This window comes from Candidatus Finniella inopinata, from assembly GCF_004210305.1.
GTDB lineage: Bacteria > Pseudomonadota > Alphaproteobacteria > Paracaedibacterales > CAIULA01 > Finniella > Finniella inopinata_A.
Window position 1 is genome coordinate 224565 of sequence record NZ_SCFB01000005.1, and the last position, 20619, is coordinate 245183.

Genomic DNA, 20619 nt, shown 5'->3' on the forward strand with positions numbered 1-20619 from the left:
CTAAAGCTGGGCCACCACATAAGTTGGCGTTGTCTGATAGGTGGTGGTTAAGGCCGACAGGTGCGATTGAAAGGTATCTTTCTGATTCCAATGCGGCAATAGCGCTGCCCCGTGAACGCCCGTCAAAACCATCAAACTGTCGATGCCGTATGCGTTGGCGCCTTTAATGTCCGTTGCTAATGAATCTCCAATCATAAGGATCTTGTCCTTCTTAATAGTTTTTCCCAACTGCTGTTGAGCCAGATCATGGGCCCTTTCATACATTATTGGGTTTGGCTTACCATGGATTCGAACGGTGCCTCCGCCTTCGGCATACATCTCCGCCAACAGGCCGGCGCACAAAACCCGATCGTTGCCATGAATGGCCTGTTTATCCGCGTTGGCGCATACCATCGGCAGGTTGCGGGCCAAGGCGGCATTCAGCAAGGGGTCATACTCTTCCAAAGTCTCAACCCAATCCACCGTGCCGCTGATTAAAACAAAATCCACCTGATCAAGGATAGGGACGGAAACGTAATCGAGAGTGTCAAAAATGGGCGTATAGGTCCCAGGCCCTATATGGAAAAGCTTTTCTCCTAAGGATTTATAAAACTCATCGGGGCGATCCCTCAGGGCTTTATGGCAGTCTGTGCCAGAGGTATGGACCCCTTGGTAATAATCAGCGGGGATACCCATTTGGGTTAACCGATCAGCCGTTGGCTGCGCCAAACGGGGACTGTTAGACAATAAAAACGCAGATTTTCCCTGGTCTTTCAAATCTTTTAAACATGCCAAGGTGTTCAAAAACGGTTCCTTGCCGTTATGAACAACACCCCATAAATCAAACAGGAACAGATCATACGTGTCGGCAAGGCCGTTAAAGTTTGAAAGTTGTGTCGTCATCAGATTTTCCCTTCTTGTTTGGGGATACCCCAGATCAAATATGTCATTGAATCTTTGATGCGTTTAAAGAACCCGGCTCTTTCAATGGTGATGGCGGCCACAAGGGGGAATTCCATCGGTTTTGGCAAGGCGGCGGAGGTGATAGTTATTTTGCCCATTACGGTCCCTCTTTGAATAGGGGCCTCTAGCGGCGTTTGATAGGATACTTTGATTTTTAAATCTTTTTTAGCCAGATGGGGAATCAAGACGACAGCGTCTTTTTCCACGGTCAGGGGCAACGTATTTTCTTGACCATACCAAACGGGAATTTGTTCAACCAGGTCTTGGGCTTTAAAAATAGTGACACTGGCAAAAGTATGAAAGGCCCAGTTCATCAGTTTGGTCGCCTCGTCAGCGCGGGCCTGCATTGACGGCAGCCCATTCACAACGAGGATATAACGGCGCCCGTCGTGCACGCAAGATGCCACCATGCCGTATCCTGATGCATCTGTATGACCTGTTTTAATGCCATCACAGCCAATATTTTTGTACAGCAAAGGGTTTCGATTGCCTTGGGTGATTTTGCCATAGGTAAAACTTTTTTCACCATACAAACTGTAATAATCGGGGTGATCATGAATGGCGTGTTGAGCCAAGATGATTAAATCACGGGCCGTTGTATTATGGTCTGGGTGTGGTAAACCTGTTGTGTTTTTAAAGGTGGTGTGGGTCGCCCCTAAGGCATGGGCACGTTGGGTCATCTCGGCAGCAAAGGTTTCCTCTGATCCGCTAAGGCCCTGGGCCAAGACAATGCTGGCGTCGTTTCCAGATTGAATGATAACGCCCTTCAAAAGATCCAATACCGAGACCTGATCGTTAATGTTCAAGAACATCGATGACCCTTCGGTGCGCCAGCCTTCTTTGCCGACGGTCATAAGGGTTTCTGGTTGAATAACGCCAGCCTTGATTTTTTCAACTACCAAATAGGCTGTCATGATCTTGGTCATTGAAGCAGGCGGCATCAAATCGTCGGCATTTTTTTCCATCAGGACAGTGCCCGTTTGGTCATCAATCAAAATGGCTTGTTTGGCTTTCACCTCAATTTCGGGAAGCCCTATGGTGCTTGGGAAATCTGCCTTGCCAACCTCTTCCTTCACGATTGGTTGTTTTGGGGATGGTGAGTTTTTTGTGGTTTTGGACGTTTTGGCAGGCTTGTTTTGAGGGGCTGCCAAAAGATCAGTCGCCCATAAGGCTAACAGAACAGAAAGGAAAGTAAACTTGAAACATTTTTTCATTCAACAAAACCGAAAGACACAAACTTTTATGGCTTCAATTTAGCTGATAAGAAGGCGGGAGGGAATAAGAAAGCAAGATTTTGAGTAAGGGGCTTTAACGGTTTCTTTATGTTTTTCGCACTAATCTGTTGATGATAGTTATTTCCATCTGATGACATGAGGCGTGTTTCGGCACAAAGGTCTATTTTTTATGAACGCTTGGTTTTTACCATGAAATCCTTAGCATGTATTTTGCTATTTTTGCTCTCAGTTCCGTGGACCTCAGCAAATGGTGCTGATATAAATTCTGGCCAAAATAACACCCCTCATAGCAACCCTTACCCCCAAGCCTTAAGACGAACGGTTACTTTTGCCTTTACATCAGAATGGTCAACAGCCCTTGCGTTGAATCGAAAATGGGGAGAAATTTTGAGGGGTCTGAATGAAACATCAATGGCCGAAGACTGTTGGTTGGAGCTAGACAAAAAATTATCGGCTTTGCTAACAAAAAATGGTGACGCTGCGGCTAGAAATATGATTGAGCAGTCACAGGAAACGGAAGCTTCGTGGGCCATTTTGAAAAAAATAGAGGGGATGATGACGGGTCATTTTTCCTTTGATAAAGATGTATCTGCAGCGCTTAGGTTCGCCAAAGAACATGACGAATACGCCTATTATTATCTGGTGGTAGCCGGGGCCTGGTTGGGGGCTTTCGGGCTTAAGAAAGACTGTGAATTCGCCAAGAAAATCATGTTGGAAAATGGCATTACGTTTTAAGGTTGGTTTTTAGCCCCCCTTCTCTCAAATGGGAGGGCGCTTTACCCAGTCACGATCGAGTGTAGCTGGCTTTTCTCATCCAACTTTTTTAAAGCCTCCTGCGCGGTTTTTTGGTCAGGAAATGGACCAGCCTGAACAGCATAGAATTTTTGGCCCTTTAGGTGAATTTCTATGACTTTTGCAGGATAATGGAGGATGACGGATTCCAAAAGCGCCTCGGCATTTTTTCTTTGTACAAAATCTCCCCCAACCTGAACGTAAGTTTGGGTTGTTGCGGATGCAGATTTTTTCTGCTTGGCGGGTGCATATGGGGCCGTATCCTTTAAAAGGTTGTCAAGAGAAGGGGCTAGTTTGGCCGGTAAAGTCGGTGGGGGGGACGCTGGCGTTGCAACACTTTGTGCCTTGGGCGGAATGGCTTCTGGTGGGGGAATGGGGGAGGGGCCGCTGGCGACCTCATCACCATGGCGACCATCAATTTCCTGTTCATAGATTTCCCACCAAGTGCGTCCCGATGGGTCACGCCCCGATGGGCCATAACGGGTTAAGTAACTGGATAGGGCTTTGCTTTCCTCGACCAGAGCCTGAACGCGCACTTTTCCTATGCCTTTGTTGTAACAACCCAAAGCCTTGGCGGATCCCATGGACAAATCGATGATGCGCCCTTCATAAACAAAGGGGCCACGGTCGTCGACCAACACTTTGATGGTTTTGCCTGTCTCTAGGTTGGTGACCAGCACGATCGTGGGCAGGGGCAAGGTTTTGTGGGCCGCGGTCATGGAGTGTTGGTTAAACAATTCGCCATAAGGTTTGGGTTTTCCGTGAAATCCAGGTCCATACCAAGAAGCCAACCCAATTTCGTCATAATGATAGTGGGCTTGGGGGTGATGCCAAGATCCCCTTACAAAATAAGGCTTACATGACTTACAAATGCCTGTGACGGGATGTTTATGGCCGATATTATTGCCGCCACAACCTGATAACGCCAGGCAAAGGACCAAAAGGCTTAATACTGCAGTTGGTTGCATAGCGCATCAAAAGGTAAAACGTGTTTAATGGGGCCTAGGGTTGTAAGCGTCGGGGCTGATCGGAAAATCTTCGTCGCAACGCGGCTTAGGTCCTCCATACCGACCGCATCAATGGACTGAACAATTTCTTGAGGGGACAACGTCCGACCATGGATCAGCAATTGGTTGGCCAATCGTTCGCAGCGGTTTGAAGTGCTCTCCAGCCCCATCATAAGGGAAGCTTTTAGTTGGGCTTTCGCCCGATCAATCTCAACACTGGTCAGTGTTTTCGGCGCCTTGCATAGTTCTTCGCACATGACCGGCAATAAATCTTTGACTTCGTCTTCGCCAGTGCCCGCATAAATGGTGAATTGGCCGCTGTCCCAGTAACTTGAGGTGGCCGCATAAATTGAATAAACAAGGCCCCGTTTTTCCCGAATTTCTTGGAACAGGCGAGATGACATGCCTCCACCCAACAATGTCGATAAGACGGACAGCGTGTAATAATCGGGGTGTTGATAGGGAAGGCCCTCAAAACCCAAAACCAAATGGACCTGTTCCAAATCTTTATCTAGGCGATAATCGCCCCCTTTATAGGTGGCCGCTTCCATATCAATCAGTCCGTTCGGCTTTAACGATGAAAAGTGCGTGCGCACCTGATCAACCAGGTGGTTATGGTCAATATTACCAGCCGCGGCGAAGACCATCTGCTGGGTGCCATAGTGTCGTTTCATATAGTCGTGAACAAGCTCTGGCGTTAAGTTTTGAACAATCTCTGCCTTGCCCAAAGTGGGTCGGCCCATCGGCTGGTTTGGGTAACAAGTCTCTTGAAAGTAATCAAAAACAATGTCGTCGGGGGTATCATTCGCCTGGCCAATTTCTTGCAAAACAACCGATTGTTCACGGGCAAATTCCACGGCATCAAAGGTCGAGTTTTGCAAAATATCGCCCAAGACATCCACCGCCAAATTCACATCATTTTTTAAAATACGGGCGTAATAGGCCGTGGTTTCGCGGGAGGTGTAGGCGTTTAAATAGCCGCCGACGGCCTCAATCTCGGTCGCAATTTGAACAGCTGTGCGACGCGTTGTTCCCTTAAAAGCCATATGTTCCAGCATATGAGCGATGCCATTTATAGGTGCTATTTCATGGCGTGTTCCAACATTAAGCCATGCGCCCAAAGAAACCGTCTCCACCTGGGGAATAAAATCACTGATAACGCGAAGGCCATTCTCAAGAGTGGTTAATTGGATCGACATAAAAAAAACCTGATGTTAAAGATAAGATGCGTGACACGAACACTTAACAATACATAAAATGGTTTTTATGCTAAAGCGTTTTTTATATTTAATTCTAATGGGGTTTTTTTTGTGGCCTTTATCGGCTAAAGCGGCCGGAAAGCTTAATATACAAGTCTCTATAAAGCCTATCCACAGCATTGCAGCTTTTATTTGTCAGGGCGTGTTAGAGCCTGGCCTGTTAATGAAGGGGCAAGAATCCCCGCACACCCAGTCCTTAACGCCGCAGCAGCTGCAAGCTTTGCAACAGGCTGACTTGATGATTTGGACTGGACCAGAGTATGAATCTCATTGGCAGAATTCTTTACAGCAGCAGGTCGACTCAAAGAAAACAGTGACTTTAAGTCAAAGTCCTGGTTTGACGCTTTACCCCTATCGCTGTCAGGGACTTTCTCATAATCATGACCATGAAGGGCATAGTCATTCCTTGACAGATGGCCACATTTGGTTAGATCCAGACAATGCCAAGGTAATTGCCCAAACAATTGCGCAGGTTATCATTCAGCTTGATCCCTCTAACAAAGCTATTTACGAAAAAAACTTATCAGAATTTCTTGTCCAACTTACAGCATTAGAAAGCGACCTTAAGCTGTTGCTTGCCCCTATACAGGGCAGGGAATATTTAATTTATCACGATGGATTGCAATATTTTGACAAGTATTTTGGTGTGAAGATGGCCGCTAGCCTTGTGGCTGAACCTGACTCGCCACCCAATGCACAGGATTTTTTGCGTCTAAAAGCATGGCTAACGACAACTTCGCCAGAACAACGTCCTGGGTGTGTCTTTACCGAACCGGGATTTGATCCAGATTTGGCCAAAAACTTAGCAACAACCTTTGGGTTAAAATATGAAAGTGTCGATTATATCGGGTATGGAACATCTGATGGACCGGGGGCTTATTTTGTTATGATGCGTCAATTGGCTGCCGATCTTTTAAAAGGGTTGTCGTAAATGAAAAAGCTGGCTTTCATTGTCGCCCCGACACCGAAGGCTCAGGCACTGGGAGCCCTCTTAGCCACAAGTCCCCTGTGTAATAATGCAAAACCCGAGGATGCGGATATTCTAGTGGTATTGGGAGGGGATGGCTTTATGCTGCGTACCTTGCATACTTATCAGCCTTTAAATAAACCAGCCTATGGTATTAATTGCGGAACCGTCGGTTTTCTGATGAATGATCAACCTTCAAGTCCCCATCAACTATTGAAACGCGTGGAGCAGGCTGTGTCAACGCCTCTGCATCCTTTAAAAATGACGGCTTATTCGGCTGAAGGGGTTTTTATCCATCACGCTATCAATGAAGTTTCGTTATTAAGGGAAACCCACCAGGCGGCCAAAATTCGGATTATTATTAACAATGTAGAGCGGTTGCCGTTATTTGTTGGGGACGGTCTTATCGTTGCCACGCCTGCCGGCAGCACGGCTTATAATCTTTCGGCTCAGGGGCCTATTTTGCCGTTGGGGTCTTCTCTGATTGCCATGACGCCGCTTTGCGCCTTTCGTCCCCGTCTATGGCGGGGGGCTTTATTGCCTCAGACGGTACAAGTTTGCCTGGAAATTTTAGAGTCAGATAGACGGTTTGTTAGTGCGACGGCGGACGACCAAACTGTGTCTAAGGTAAATAGGGTTGATATTTGTCAAGATTTAGGATTAAACTACCTACTGTTATTCGACCGTGGTCATAATTTAGAAGAAAGAATCTTGAAAGAACAATTCAAGAGCCCTTGAACCACTTTCTAAAAGATATTTGGCAATAAATTCTTATTTTGAATATGATTAAGAATCGCTTAGTGTAAGTCAAGCTTGCAACAAATGGACAAAAAATGGAAAAAAGAATCCCCATGACCCTTCGTGGGTTTGAAATGTTACAAAATGAAATTCAGCATTTGAAGAATGTTGAACGCCCAGCTGTTATTAAAGCGATTTCTGAGGCTCGTGAACACGGGGATTTATCGGAAAATGCGGAGTACCATGCTGCTAAGGAACGCCAGGGATTCATCGAGGGTCGATTGGGGGAATTGGAAAGTAAGGTTGGTCACGCTGAAATTATTGACGTCAGTCAGATTTCGGGTGATGAAATCAAATTTGGGGCCACTGTGACATTGAAAGATGAAGATACGGACGAAACCGTCAACTACCAAATTGTGGGCAGTGACGAGGCTGATATTCGCAAACAATTGTTGTCCATTACGTCTCCGTTGGCTCGTGCCCTTATTGGGAAGAAAAAAGGGGAGAGTGTCGAGGTGGCAACGCCGAATGGTGGTAAGGCCTATCACATTCAAAAAGTTCAATACCTCTAGTTTTACCTTTTTTGGCTACGAGTTTACTCCTTTGTCAAAGGGGCTCAGGTCATATTTGGTAATGTTTTGAATCATATTTAAAGCCCTCATCGAGGAAAAAGCGTAAGAGTAGCGTATGTTTGTTCGTTTGATTTATAGAAAAAAAAGTTTTTTATGCATTTTGCTGAGTTTTTTGATTGCTTCAACAAGTCCATGCTACAGTAGGGATAATCGGCCTGACATGCAAGAGCCGAGTAGAGGTTCTTCAAGGCAGTTCTTCAGTCTGCCCAAATTGCTTGTATGTGCCGGTTCACTGGCGGTTTGTAGTAACTTAGTGCCGTTGTGTATCAAATCGGTTCGAAGTGCTTTGGGTTATGGGTCTCATGTTCCTTTGCCTGACACACGTCCACCTGCAGGTCTGTGTTCGCATGGCTTAGAACGCGTTATGAATCAATTCTCTGGGGTTCTTAATCAACCCGATTTTGAGAGCTGGTCCGAAAAAGCAAAAACACTTTCCAACGATTTCTCTGTTGAGATTCTAGTTAAGCATTACGAACTGATTGATGATGATAATAATATTGAGTACCGTGACCTAAAGATTTCAGGGGGAAATGAGGTGGAATCACACAGGGCTAAGCTTAGTTCATGTAGCAGCTCATCTGATTCAAGCACAGCAGCCAGTTGTGTTAAAGAGGTATGGAGCACTAAGACGTATTATTTTCCTTGGCCCTTGCCCGTGTCCTATTCCGGGGGACGGGTGATAGAAGACCTGGAAGTGATTGGACGAATGAAGTCGAGTTTTAAAGGTAAAAAGTTCCATGTTGAAATAAAAGCAACGAGCTGGAATGGCTTTGGGGAAAAATGTTTCATTAAAAGTTCAAGTCCAGTTCCTTATCGACTGAAATGATGCCCGTGCTTTTTCCAAGCACCTGTGCGTTCTAATGTTAATTTGTCTGGACAGATTTACCATAAATGCGCTAAGTATTATGGTCTAGGACTTTAGGAGTGTAGCTCAATTGGCTAGAGCGTCGGTCTCCAAAACCGAAGGTTGTGGGTTCGACCCCCTCCACTCCTGCCAAAGTAATTTTGTGCGCTAATATTCAGACGGCTAGAAATAAAAAAATAGAGGTGACCTTGAAAACGACCGCAAAAAACAAGAATTTTCTGAAAAAAGCTCCGCAATTTATTGGTGAAGTTCGCGAAGAAGCCAGCAAGGTCACATGGCCCAGTCGTAAAGAAACCTCTTTGACAACAACAATTGTCTTTGTGTTTGCTATTATTGCTGCTATCTATTTTATGATTGTCGACCAGATTATCTATCGTGCTTTGCATTGGATTATTGGTTGAACAGAAAATGCAAGAGAACGGTATTAAGGGTAATAGTATGACGGCGGGCTCAGCAAGATGGTATGTGGTTAATGTTTACTCTGGTTTTGAAAAGAAAGTTGTCCAAGCCATCGAGGAACAGGCCGCTAAAAAAGGCATAAGTGATCGTTTCGAAGAGCTGCTGGTTCCGTCTGAAGAGGTTGTCGAGATTAAGCGCGGGGCCAAAGTCAGTTCAGAAAGAAACTATTTGCCGGGCTACCTTTTGGTTAAAATGGTTTTGGATGATGAGACCTGGCATTTGGTGCGTAGCATAAACAAGGTTTCCAGCTTTTTAGGTGCCAACGGTAAGCCTATGCCTATTAGTCAGGCAGAAGTAAATCGCATCATGAAGCAGGTGCAAGATTCCACCGAGAAACCACGACATACAATGCGGTTCGAGGTTGGTGAGCAGGTTCGTGTATGTGAAGGGCCATTCACCTCATTTACAGGTTTAGTTGAAGAAATTGACGGCGAAAAAGGTCGTCTAAAAGTTTCCGTTATGATTTTTGGTCGCCCAACACCAGTTGAACTGGAATTTGGTCAGGTCGAAAAGCAATAATGGTCGCGGTGAGGAGAAGTCCTCACTTTAATAAACTGTGGGAGGTGCACCACACCGTACCACAAACTCAGTTTTAACAAGTTGTCTGGGGATTTAAATGGCAAAGAAAATTACAGGTTACATTAAGTTACAGGTTGCTGCCGGTAAGGCCAACCCATCACCACCGATTGGTCCGGCTTTGGGTCAACGCGGATTGAACATTATGGAATTTTGCAAAGCGTTTAACGCGCAAACTCAAAGCATTGAGCCGGGGACGCCGATTCCGGTCGTAATCTCAGTTTATGCAGACAGGACGTTTTCATTTGTAACAAAAACACCACCCAATACGCACTTTCTAAAAAAGGCTGCGGGCATTCAAAAGGGTATCCAAACCCCTGGTCGTGGTACCGTTGGTAAAGTAACAATGGATCAAATCAGAGAGATCGCCAAAACGAAAATGGCAGATTTGAATGCAAATGATTTGGATTCCGCGTGCGAGATGATTATTGGTTCAGCCCGATCGATGGGCCTGGAAGTGGTGGGGTAATAAAACATGGCTAAGATTGTTAAAAGATTAAAAGAGGCATACAAAACCTTTGACCGCGAGAAGACATATAATTTAAGTGAAGCTGTTAAGCTGGTTCGCGCAAATGCCAAGGCAAAATTTGATGAGACCATCGAGGTTGCCATGAATTTGAATGTGGATGCGAAAAAAGCAGATCAAAACATTCGCGGCGTTGTTCAGTTGCCTCATGGAACAGGAAAAACCTATCGGGTTGCTGTTTTTGCCAAAGGGCCAAAAGCCGAAGAGGCAACGAAAGCTGGTGCCGATATCGTTGGTGCTGAAGACTTGATGGAAATGATTCAAGCAGGCAATATGCCGTTTGATCGTTGTATCGCAACGCCAGACTTGATGGGGTTGGTTGGTCGCGTCGGTAAGATACTAGGGCCACGTGGTTTAATGCCAAATCCCAAATTGGGTACAGTAACCCTGGATTTGGCAACGGCGATCAAGGCAGTTAAAGGTGGTCAGGTTGAGTACCGCACTGAGAAGGCTGGGCTTGTGCATTCAGGTGTTGGTCGTGCCAGCTTTGATGACAAAGCTCTGATTGAAAATATTCAAGCGTTTGTTGATGTTGTAACGAAAGCCCGCCCAGCTGGAGCCAAAGGAACATATATTAAAAAGATGACGCTTAGCTCGACTATGGGGCCTGGTGTTAGCTTTCAGTTAGAAGGTTAAAGATTTAGAAATTCAGCGGGGTTAATGCCCCGCTGCTTCGGTTGCTTTTTGCCTGTATGGCACAAGGCAACTGTGTCAAAGACTGTAGGTTCTGCTATCAAGCAGTTTAATAGGAAGTTTGTAAAGCTTCACTGCCTGCACAGACAGAAGGGGAAAAGTATTTTTGGGTGCGATTATTTATTATCCATTTAAAAAGCCAATTCGTTCCTTCTGTGACGATAAAGAGGGGATGACCTCCTCGAAGTAAGTTTCGGCTTGCTTATATTGTTAAAGGAGAAGAGTAAAATGGACCGTTCTCAGAAAACAGAGCTGGTATCTCACATGCGAGAAGCCCTGCAGCAGGCTAAGGTTGTTGTGGTCACACAGCAGCTTGGCTTAAGCGTGGCAGAAGCAACGACCCTGCGTCGTCAAATGCGAGAAGCACAGGCTGAATTTAAGGTTTTGAAAAATACTCTGGCTCAGATAGCTGTTAAAGACACACCCCTGGAAGGGATGAGTTCTTTGTTTAAAGGGCCAACGGCAATTGCGTTTTCGCAAGACCCAGTTGGAGCTGCTAAGGCAGCAGCTAAGTTTGCTGAAAAAAACGATAAGTTAGTGATTATCGGTGGATTTATGGACGGACAGCTTTTGTCGCCAGCTGCCGTTAAAGCTTTAGCAACTTTGCCTTCTTTGGACGAACTACGTAGCACGTTGATAGCATTGGTTATGGCCCCTGCTACCAAACTTGCCATTCTTGCCAAGGAGCCTGCCGCAAGGCTTGCTCGTGTTCTGTCAGCCAAGGGCGCAGTGTGATTCAGAATTTGTACGTTATTAAATTTGATAAAATTGGAGTTTTAAATGGCTAATAAATTAGAGAAAATTGTAGAAGAATTGTCAAAATTAACAGTTATGGAAGCTGCTGAGCTTTCAAAGTTGTTGGAAGAAACCTGGGGTGTTAGTGCGGCTGCTGCCGTTGCTGTTGCAGCCCCTGCCGCTGCTGCTGAAGCTGCGGAAGTTAAAACAGAGTTTGACGTTTATTTGGACGAAGCGGGCCCTAACAAAATTAACGTGATTAAAGAAGTTCGCGTTATTACCGGTTTGGGTCTGAAAGAAGCCAAAGATTTGGTAGAAGGTGCGCCAAAAGTTGTTAAGCAAGCCGTATCAAAAGATGAAGCTGATAAAATTAAAGCTCAGTTAGAAAAAGAAGGCGCTAAAGCTTCTGTAAAATAAGTTATTACACCTCACTTTTGGGTGAATTAAAAAGAGACAGGCAATAATATCAATTTTGTCAACACTTTGTTGTTGTTGTCTGTCCGTAAGCCGTCTAGTATCTAGGAAATATTAATAATATGATGTTTTGACGCGCCTTGGAGACTATGCCCAATATTCAGATTCAAAGAGCAAAGAACCAAGAGTTGTGGTCAACAGAATGGCCTTACTGCTTCCTAATATCTGGGAAGCTTTTATCATTTTAAATATAAGCGCACTGGGAGAATGTATCGATGTCAAGATCGTATACGGGACGAAAAAGATTTCGCAAGTCATTTGGGCGAATTGAAGAGGTAGCACCTTTACCCAATTTGATAGCTTTGCAAAAGTCTTCATATGAAAATTTTTTGCAAAGGGATGTTCCGGCAGAGGCACGCCATAATGTGGGTCTGCAGGAAGTTTTTAAGTCGGTTTTCCCGATTAAAGATTATGCTGGGAAATCTCAGTTGGAATTTTTCCGATATGGTTTTGATGTTCCTAAATACGACGAGGAAGAATGTCGTCAACGGGGTTTAACCTTTGCAGCACCACTGAAGGTTACATTTCGATTGGTAGTCTGGGATGTAGACACTGATACCGGTTCCAAGTCCATTCGCGACATTAAAGAACAAGATGTTTACATGGGTGATATCCCCCTTATGACAGATCGGGGCACATTTATTGTTAATGGGATTGAACGCGTTATCGTTTCCCAAATGCATCGCAGTCCTGGGGTGTTTTTCGACCATGACCGTGGAAAAACACATTCTTCAGGCAAGATTTTATTTGCAGCACGAATTGTACCTTATCGTGGTTCATGGCTAGATTTTGAATTTGATCCAAAAGATACGATGTACGTTCGAGTTGATCGTAGGCGTAAATTGCCTGTGACAACTTTTCTGATGGCCTTAGAGGGCGAGCATAGTGCAAAACTAGCTGATAAGAAATCCAAAGCTTTGGGTTCAGGTCCTTCTGCCGTTGGAATGTCACGTGAAGAAATTCTGAACACGTTTTATGGCATTATCACTTATGCTAAAACAAAAACAGGTTGGGTGACTGATTTCAAGCCTGAGCAGTGGAAGGGCGTTAAGTTAACAACAGATTTGATTGATGCTAATACCGGAGCAGTTGTAGCCGAGGTTGGCACCAAAATGACCCCCCGCCTTACAAAAAAACTTTCTTCGGAAGGCCTAGAAAAAATCAAAATTTCTCCCGAAGAAATTGTAGGTCATTATATTGCCAATGATTACATCAACGAAAAAACAGGTGAAATCTATTTAGAAGCCGGCGACGAAATTACAAAAGATAATTTGATCGCTATTGAAGAAATTGGCATTACTGAATTGCCTGTTTTAGCAATCGACCATATTAATGTCGGTGCCTACTTGCTAAACACATTGATGGCGGATCGTAATCATAACCGCGAAGAAGCTTTGATGGACATTTACCGTGCCTTGCGCCCGGGTGAACCACCGACCATTGAAGGTGGTGAGATTCTGTTCAAAGGATTGTTTTTTGACCCTGAGCGCTATGATTTATCAGCAGTAGGACGCGTTAAGATGAACGCGCGTTTAGGACTAAAGACTTCCGATGCTGTTCGGACTTTGAGAAAAGAAGACGTAGTTGAAATTATTAAGATCTTGCTTGAGCTAAAAGACGGACGTGGTGAGATTGATGATATCGACAACCTTGGGAACCGTCGGGTTCGATCTGTTGGTGAGTTATTAGAAAATCAGTACCGTGTTGGTGTTGTCCGAATGGAACGTGCCATTCGTGAAAGAATGGGGGCTGTTGATATTGACACAGTAATGCCTCATGACTTGATCAATGCTAAGCCAGCAGCTGCAGCTATACGTGAATTTTTTGGATCTTCGCAGTTATCGCAATTTATGGATCAGACAAATCCTTTGTCGGAAATTACCCATAAGCGTCGTTTGTCAGCATTAGGGCCAGGTGGTTTGTCAAGAGATAGAGCAAGCTTTGAAGTGCGAGATGTTCATCCAACCCACTATGGAAGAATTTGCCCTATCGAGACGCCTGAAGGACCGAATATTGGTCTGATCAACTCTTTGGCTACGTATGCACGCGTGAATCAATACGGGTTTATTGAAAGCCCTTACCGCAAAGTTGCCGATGGCAAAGCTTCTAGGGAGGTTGTTTATTTAACGGCTATGGAAGAAGTTCGTCACACGATTGCTCAGGCAAGTCTTAAGATGGATAAGCAAGGTAATATCCTTGATGAGTTCGTCACCTGCAGGCGTTCTGGTGAATTTGGCATTGTTTCACGGTCAGAGGTTAACTTAATTGACGTTTCTCCAAAACAGTTGGTGTCTGTTGCGGCATCGCTGATTCCTTTTTTGGAAAATGACGACGCCAGCCGTGCCTTAATGGGATCGAACATGCAACGCCAAGCCGTACCTTTGATAAAGACAGAGGCGCCCTTAATCGGAACAGGCATGGAACACATTGTAGCCCAAGATTCTGGCGCAAGTGTTATAGCCAAGCATTCTGGTGTTGTTGAGCAGGTTGATGGAAGGCGTATTGTCGTCCACGTCACCGATGAGGGTGAAGTTCAACAAGGGAACGCTGGTGTTGATATCTATAACCTGATGAAGTTCCAAGGTTCTAACATGAGTACCTGTATTAACCAGAAGCCTTTGGTTAAGAAGGGTGACATCGTTAAAAAAGGGGACGTAATTGCAGACGGACCTGCTACTGATCTTGGTGAATTAGCCTTAGGTCGTAACACCCTAGTCGCATTTATGTCTTGGCAAGGATATAACTTTGAGGACTCAATCCTTATTTCTGAACGCATTGCCCATGATGACGTCTTTACATCGATTCATATTGATGGATTCGAGACCATGGCGCGAGATACGAAACTTGGTAATGAAGACATCACCCGTGATATTCCTAACGTCGGTGAAGAAGCCCTTAGAAATCTTGATGAGGCCGGTGTAGTTTACGTCGGTGCTGAAGTTGGGCCTGGGGATATTCTGGTTGGTAAGGTAACGCCAAAAGGCGAAGTGCCAATGACACCGGAAGAAAAGTTATTGCGCGCAATATTCGGCGAAAAAGCCTCAGATGTCCGCGATAGCTCGTTACGGGTTCCACCTGGCGTTTCAGGGACCGTTGTTGAAGTTAGAATCTTTTCAAGACGCGGTGTTGATCGTGATGAACGTTCCATTGCAATTGAACGCCAAGAAATTGAGCGTTTGGCTAAGGACAGAGACGCAGAGCGAGCCATATTAGAGCGGGGTTTTCATCAACGTCTTCAAGAAAAACTTTTTGGACGCAAAGTTGTCGCAGGACCTAAGGGAATGAAGTCTGGTTCGATAATTGATGCGAATTTGCTGGCAGAATTTGGCCATTCTCAATGGCGTCAAATTGTTATTGATGATGAAACCATCATGACTGAGCTGGAGGCTATTAAGAAGCAGTTTGATGCGAGTATCTCTCGTTTGGTCGCCGTATTTGAAGACAAAGTTGACAAACTAAGACGGGGCGATGAGCTTCCGCCTGGTGTTTTGAAAATGGTTAAGGTCTTCATTGCTGTGAAAAGAAAATTGCAGCCCGGTGACAAAATGGCTGGACGTCATGGGAACAAAGGTGTGGTGTCAAAAATTGTTCCTTTGGAAGATATGCCGTATCTTGAAGACGGAACGCCAGTAGACATTGTTTTGAACCCTTTGGGTGTGCCGTCTCGTATGAACGTGGGTCAAATTTTAGAGACCCATTTGGGTGCGGCAGCTGCAGGTTTTGGCAAACGTATAGATTCGATGTTAACTGATTATCGCAATCAGAATGCCAAACTGGAAGACTTAAGGAAGACAATTGGCGATGCTTACGAGGATGAAAAAGATAGGTCTGACATCAAGAAACTGAATGAGGATGACTTGGTTGAATTGGCCACGAATTTGCGCAAAGGTGTGCCCATGGCAACGCCAGTTTTTGACGGAGCTGGTTTGGAAGATATTGAAAATCAGCTTAAAAAAGCTGGATTGGATACAAGTGGCCAGGTTACTTTGTATGATGGTCGTTCAGGTGAGGCGTTTGATCGTAAAGCGACAGTTGGTTACATCTATATGCTGAAATTACACCACCTGGTTGATGACAAGATACATGCGCGTTCAATTGGACCTTATAGTTTGGTGACCCAGCAACCTTTGGGTGGTAAAGCCCAGTTTGGTGGGCAGCGTTTTGGTGAAATGGAAGTGTGGGCATTGGAAGCATATGGTGCTGCATATACTTTGCAGGAAATGTTGACCGTTAAATCAGACGATGTGTCGGGTCGTATGAAAGTTTATGAAGCGATCGTGCGTGGTGATGACAATATGGAAGCTGGTATTCCCGAATCATTTAACGTTCTTGTTAAGGAATTGCGTTCGCTTGGTTTGAACTTAAGTTTTGAGTTGAAAAGCTAATTACCCAATTAATGCACTCAGGAGAAAGAGTTAATATATGAATCGTAATATTCAAAAAAGGTTTGCAGCCCCTGAAATTGCCCCTGGGTTTGATGGAATTCGGATTTCGATCGCGAATCCAGATCAGATTCGTGCTTGGTCTTTTGGTGAAGTGAAAAAGCCAGAAACAATTAACTATCGTACTTTTAAACCTGAGCGCGATGGATTGTTTTGCGCCCGTATATTTGGTCCCATTAAGGATTATGAATGCTTGTGCGGTAAATACAAGCGTATGAAATACCGTGGCGTCGTATGTGAAAAGTGCGGCGTTGAGGTGACCTTAAGTAAAGTTCGTCGCGATCGGATGGGGCACATTGAATTGGCTTCTCCTGTCGCCCACATTTGGTTTACCAAGTCTTTGCCAAGCCGCATCGGCATGCTGTTGGATATGGCTTTAAAGGACATTGAAAAAGTTCTTTATTTTGAAAGTTATGTGGTTACGGATCCTGGGGTAACACCTTTTAAGATGCATCAGTTGTTGTCTGAAGAAGATTTCATGAACGCCCAGGATGAGTATGGGGAAGAGGCATTTTGCGCCAATATAGGCGCTGAAGCTTTGAAAGAAATGTTGGCGCGGATAAAGCCAGAGCAGGAAAGTGAAAAACTGCGCGACGAGTTGGTTGAGACAACGTCTGACATTCGTCGTAAAAAGATGGTGAAGCGTCTTAAGTTGATTGAAGCATTTCTGCAATCAAAAACAAAGCCGGAACATCTAATTCTTGATGTAATTCCTGTTATTCCACCTGAATTGCGTCCATTGGTTCCTTTGGATGGTGGTCGATTTGCGACCAGTGATTTGAACGATTTATATCGCCGCGTCATCAATCGTAACAACCGCTTAAAACGACTTATTGAATTGCGGGCTCCCGATATTATCGTACGTAACGAAAAGCGTATGCTACAGGAATCGGTCGATGCCCTGTTTGACAACGGTCGCAGAGGCAGGGCCATTACGGGTGCCAATAAGCGTCCTTTGAAGTCGTTGGCGGACATGTTAAAGGGTAAGCAAGGTCGTTTCCGTCAAAACCTTTTAGGAAAACGTGTCGACTATTCTGGTCGTTCTGTAATTGTCGTTGGGCCAGAGTTGAAGCTGCATCAATGTGGTTTGCCAAAGAAGATGGCGTTGGAGTTATTTAGACCATTTATTTACTCACGCCTGGAACGGTATGGTCTGGCAAGTACACTTAAGGCTGCCAAGCGCATGGTTGAGAAGGAGCGCCCCGAGGTTTGGGATGTCTTGGAAGAAGTAATTCGTGAACATCCCGTTATGTTGAACCGGGCACCTACGTTGCACCGTTTGGGTATTCAGGCATTTGAACCTATTCTTATCGAAGGGAAAGCGATTCAGCTTCATCCATTGGTTTGCGCGGCATTTAATGCGGACTTCGACGGTGATCAGATGGCGGTTCACGTTCCTTTGTCTTTGGAATCGCAGCTTGAAGTGCGCGTTCTTATGATGTCTACAAACAACATACTAAGCCCTTCCAATGGTCGTCCTATCATCGTTCCATCCAAAGATATTGTTTTGGGAATTTACTATTTGACGATTCAGCGTGATGGTTTGAAAGGCGAAGGGGCTGTTTTTGCTAATACGGCAGAAGTTGAATACGCCTTGCAAGAAAAAGTTGTCGAGCTACATACAAAGGTTCATGGTAGGGTCGCCTACTATACAGAGGACGGTGCTGTTCATAACAAGCGCGTTGAAACGACACCAGGACGTTTGTTACTGGGGCAGCTGTTACCAAAGCATCCTAAGGTCCCCTTTGATTTGGTAAATCAAGTTCTTACATCCAACGAGATAAGCAATCTAGTTGATATAATTTTCCGCCATTGCGGTCAGAAGGAAACCGTCATATTCGTTGACCGCATTATGGGGCTTGGTTTCACCTATATGACAAAGGGTGCAATTTCGTTCGGAAAAGACGATCTAGTTATTCCTGTTGAAAAAGATATGCTTATCAACCAAACAAAAGTGATGGTTTCCGAGTATGAACAGCAGTATCTGGATGGTTTGATCACGCAGGGTGAGAAATATAACAAAGTTGTCGATGCATGGGATCGTTGCACAGACAAGGTTGCTGAAGCGATGATGCAAGCCATGTCAAAACCAAAAGACGGCGAGCCGATCAACTCGGTTTACATGATGACACACTCCAAGGCACGTGGATCTGTCGCGCAGATGAAACAGTTGGCTGGTATGCGTGGTTTGATGGCAAAACCATCAGGTGACATTATTGAAACGCCGATTATTTCTAACTTTAAAGAAGGACTAAACGTCCTAGAATACTTTATTTCTACCAATGGAACGCGAAAAGGATTAACCGATACAGCCCTGAAGACAGCAAACTCTGGTTACTTGACAAGACGCTTGGTTGATGTGGCGCAAGATTGCATCATCACAGAAGAGGATTGTGGAACAGAACGTGGGCTGATGATGCGTTCTGTTGTGGAAGGGGCCAATACCTTGGTCAGTTTGAATGACCGAATCTTGGGTCGTTGCATGGCTGAAGATATCGTTGAACCACAAACGGGTCGTGTCATTATTGCGAATGGCCAGTTGATTAACGAAGATATTTTGGACGAAGTTGCAGCCGTTGGCATTGACGAAGTGAAGATACGATCAGTCTTAACCTGTGAAAGTGCTGTTGGAATTTGTGGCAAATGCTATGGGCGCGACCTTGCTCGCGGAACTATGGTTAGCATTGGCGAGGCTGTGGGTGTTATTGCAGCGCAATCAATTGGTGAGCCTGGAACCCAGTTAACAATGCGTACCTTCCATATTGGTGGGGCGGCCCAAAGAGGGGCGGAGCAATCAAGCATAGAGTCAGCCTATCAAGCAAAGGCTGTCTATAAAAATCTTGTCGTTGTTAAAAACAGTCAAGGAAACATGGTAGTCATTTCTAGAAATGGCGAAATTGTTTTGGCCGATGATCTTGGTCGTGAACGAGGTCGGCACCGTATCCCATATGGAGCCAAGGTTCTGGTTCGGGAAAATGAAGAGGTCAATCCAGGACATCGTTTGGTAGAATGGGATCCTTATACAATTCCCGTTTTGACAGAAAAGAATGGAATCATTCATTATGTGGATCTGGTCGAAGGTCAGTCAATTCGTGAAATTGTTGATGAATCAACGGGTATTTCGAATAGAGTCGTTGTTGACTGGAAACAGCAATCACGGGGTGGTGACTTACGTCCTATGATCAGCATACGCGATGAAAAAGGAAACCCTGTAATTTTGGAGAATGGTTTAGAGGCTCGCTACTTTTTGCCTGTTGATACTATTATCAACCTTGCGAATGGTTCAACTGCCGCAGCGGGTGATATTATTGCTCGTATCCCACGGGAAACGACAAAAACACGCGACATTACCGGTGGTTTGCCAAGAGTTTCAGAATTGTTTGAGGCGCGTCATCCTAAGGATGCAGCAATTATTGCGGAATTTGACGGTCGTGTTGAATTTGGAAAAGATTACAAAACAAAACGACGCATTCTTATTATGCCTGCCGACGAGACAATGCAACCGATGGAATACTTAATTCCCAAAGGGCGTTATATTACCGTTCATGAAGGTGATTCAGTCAAGTGCGGTGAATTATTGGTCGATGGAAATGCAGTGCCGCACGATATTTTAAGAATCTTGGGCGTAGAGGCTTTGGCTACTTATCTGGTTAGTGAAATTCAGCAGGTTTATCGTTTGCAGGGCGTTCCTATCAACGACAAGCACATTGAAGTTATTGTTCGCCAGATGTTACAGAAGTACGAGATTCAGGATTCAGGAGATACCCAGCTGATCGTTGGAGAGAATGTTGATCGTTCACGGTTCGAGAGTGTTAATAAGGCCATAGAGGCCGAAGGTAAGCGGGCAGCTACCGGTATTCCTGTTTTGCAGGGGATTACCAAAGCTTCGTTGCATACGAAGTCGTTTATATCGGCAGCTTCATTCCAAGAAACAACACGTGTTCTAACAGAGGCGGCTGTTTCAGGTAAACTTGATGATCTGGTTGGATTGAAAGAGAATGTGATAGTGGGACGGTTAATTCCAGCTGGTACAGGCAGTATTGTTAGCAAATTAAGGGCTGTCGCCTTATCGCGGGATAAACAAATCATAGATAATGCGAAACCTCAGTTGTTAGAGGGGGGTGAAATTGGTTAGAATAACGTTTGCCACAGGAAAAACTTGACTTGATTCTGGTGGGAAACTAGAATCGCCTTTGATGCAGTGAGTTAGTTTGCCATAGAAAGTTATATCCTTCGTATTTCGAATCAATATCTCGAAGTATGTTGGGCGTGTTTTA

17 protein-coding genes and 1 tRNA gene are annotated in these 20619 nt (G+C 44.9%); 14 read left to right on the forward strand and 4 right to left on the reverse strand.

Features of this window, described 5'->3' with window-relative positions; all coding sequences use genetic code 11:
* A complete protein-coding gene (locus tag EQU50_RS04640) occupies window positions 1-882 on the reverse strand; it encodes a TIGR01459 family HAD-type hydrolase (RefSeq protein ID WP_130153977.1) in 882 nt (293 codons plus the stop codon).
* The gene (locus EQU50_RS04645; RefSeq protein WP_130153978.1) at window positions 882-2156 is read right to left on the reverse strand and encodes a D-alanyl-D-alanine carboxypeptidase family protein; all 1275 of its coding nucleotides are present in this window, start codon (window positions 2154-2156) and stop codon (window positions 882-884) included. Before EQU50_RS04645 ends, EQU50_RS04640 begins: the two co-directional genes overlap by 1 nt.
* Window positions 2157-2366: 210 nt before the next feature.
* On the opposite strand from EQU50_RS04645, the gene EQU50_RS04650 reads away from it, so the two are divergent.
* Complete coding sequence (locus EQU50_RS04650; RefSeq protein ID WP_130153979.1) at window positions 2367-2912, forward strand: hypothetical protein; 546 nt, start codon at window positions 2367-2369, stop codon at window positions 2910-2912.
* A 41-nt stretch (window positions 2913-2953) separates the two neighbouring features.
* Here EQU50_RS04650 and EQU50_RS04655 read toward each other — a convergent pair whose 3' ends face one another.
* Together EQU50_RS04655 and EQU50_RS04660 are read right to left on the reverse strand one after the other, a co-directional pair.
* Entirely contained in the window at window positions 2954-3937 is a 984-nt protein-coding gene (locus EQU50_RS04655; RefSeq protein WP_130153980.1) for a septal ring lytic transglycosylase RlpA family protein, read from the reverse strand.
* On the reverse strand, window positions 3916-5175 hold the full coding sequence (locus EQU50_RS04660) for a M16 family metallopeptidase (RefSeq protein ID WP_130153981.1): 1260 nt from the start codon (window positions 5173-5175) through the stop codon (window positions 3916-3918). Before EQU50_RS04660 ends, EQU50_RS04655 begins: the two co-directional genes overlap by 22 nt.
* 67 nt (window positions 5176-5242) lie before the next feature.
* Between EQU50_RS04660 and EQU50_RS04665 the strand changes: the two genes are divergently transcribed.
* The 13 genes from EQU50_RS04665 to rpoC all read left to right on the forward strand — a co-directional run bounded on the left by EQU50_RS04665 (window position 5243) and on the right by rpoC (window position 20477).
* Window positions 5243-6166 carry a zinc ABC transporter substrate-binding protein gene (locus EQU50_RS04665; protein ID WP_165380341.1) on the forward strand — a complete coding sequence of 308 codons (924 nt, stop codon included), beginning with the start codon at window positions 5243-5245 and terminating at the stop codon, window positions 6164-6166.
* Window positions 6167-6940 (forward strand): NAD kinase, encoded by a 774-nt coding sequence (locus EQU50_RS04670; protein ID WP_130153983.1) that lies wholly within the window; start codon window positions 6167-6169, stop codon window positions 6938-6940.
* Between the two features lie 95 nt (window positions 6941-7035).
* A complete protein-coding gene (gene greA, locus EQU50_RS04675) occupies window positions 7036-7512 on the forward strand; it encodes a transcription elongation factor GreA (RefSeq protein WP_130153984.1) in 477 nt (158 codons plus the stop codon).
* A 115-nt stretch (window positions 7513-7627) separates the two neighbouring features.
* Window positions 7628-8398, forward strand: a complete 771-nt coding sequence (locus EQU50_RS04680) for a hypothetical protein (protein ID WP_130153985.1) — start codon at window positions 7628-7630, stop codon at window positions 8396-8398.
* 94 nt (window positions 8399-8492) lie between these two features.
* A tRNA-Trp gene (locus EQU50_RS04685) sits at window positions 8493-8569 on the forward strand.
* On the forward strand, window positions 8542-8838 hold the full coding sequence (gene secE, locus EQU50_RS04690) for a preprotein translocase subunit SecE (RefSeq protein WP_130153986.1): 297 nt from the start codon (window positions 8542-8544) through the stop codon (window positions 8836-8838). The genes EQU50_RS04685 and secE overlap by 28 nt, the downstream gene beginning before the upstream one ends.
* A 37-nt stretch (window positions 8839-8875) precedes the next feature.
* Complete coding sequence (gene nusG, locus EQU50_RS04695) at window positions 8876-9415, forward strand: transcription termination/antitermination protein NusG (protein WP_130153987.1); 540 nt, start codon at window positions 8876-8878, stop codon at window positions 9413-9415.
* A gap of 97 nt (window positions 9416-9512) precedes the next feature.
* Window positions 9513-9941 (forward strand): 50S ribosomal protein L11, encoded by a 429-nt coding sequence (rplK, locus tag EQU50_RS04700; protein WP_130153988.1) that lies wholly within the window; start codon window positions 9513-9515, stop codon window positions 9939-9941.
* Between the two features lie 6 nt (window positions 9942-9947).
* On the forward strand, window positions 9948-10634 hold the full coding sequence (rplA, locus tag EQU50_RS04705; RefSeq protein WP_130153989.1) for a 50S ribosomal protein L1: 687 nt from the start codon (window positions 9948-9950) through the stop codon (window positions 10632-10634).
* Window positions 10635-10919: 285 nt separating this feature from the next.
* The gene (rplJ, locus tag EQU50_RS04710; protein ID WP_130153990.1) at window positions 10920-11426 is read left to right on the forward strand and encodes a 50S ribosomal protein L10; all 507 of its coding nucleotides are present in this window, start codon (window positions 10920-10922) and stop codon (window positions 11424-11426) included.
* 45 nt (window positions 11427-11471) lie between these two features.
* Complete coding sequence (rplL, locus tag EQU50_RS04715) at window positions 11472-11843, forward strand: 50S ribosomal protein L7/L12 (RefSeq protein ID WP_130153991.1); 372 nt, start codon at window positions 11472-11474, stop codon at window positions 11841-11843.
* A gap of 272 nt (window positions 11844-12115) precedes the next feature.
* Window positions 12116-16285: a DNA-directed RNA polymerase subunit beta gene (rpoB, locus tag EQU50_RS04720; RefSeq protein ID WP_130153992.1), complete on the forward strand. Its 4170-nt coding sequence runs from the start codon at window positions 12116-12118 to the stop codon at window positions 16283-16285.
* A 37-nt stretch (window positions 16286-16322) separates the two neighbouring features.
* Entirely contained in the window at window positions 16323-20477 is a 4155-nt protein-coding gene (gene rpoC, locus EQU50_RS04725; RefSeq protein WP_130153993.1) for a DNA-directed RNA polymerase subunit beta', read from the forward strand.
* Window positions 20478-20619: the final 142 nt, after the last annotated feature.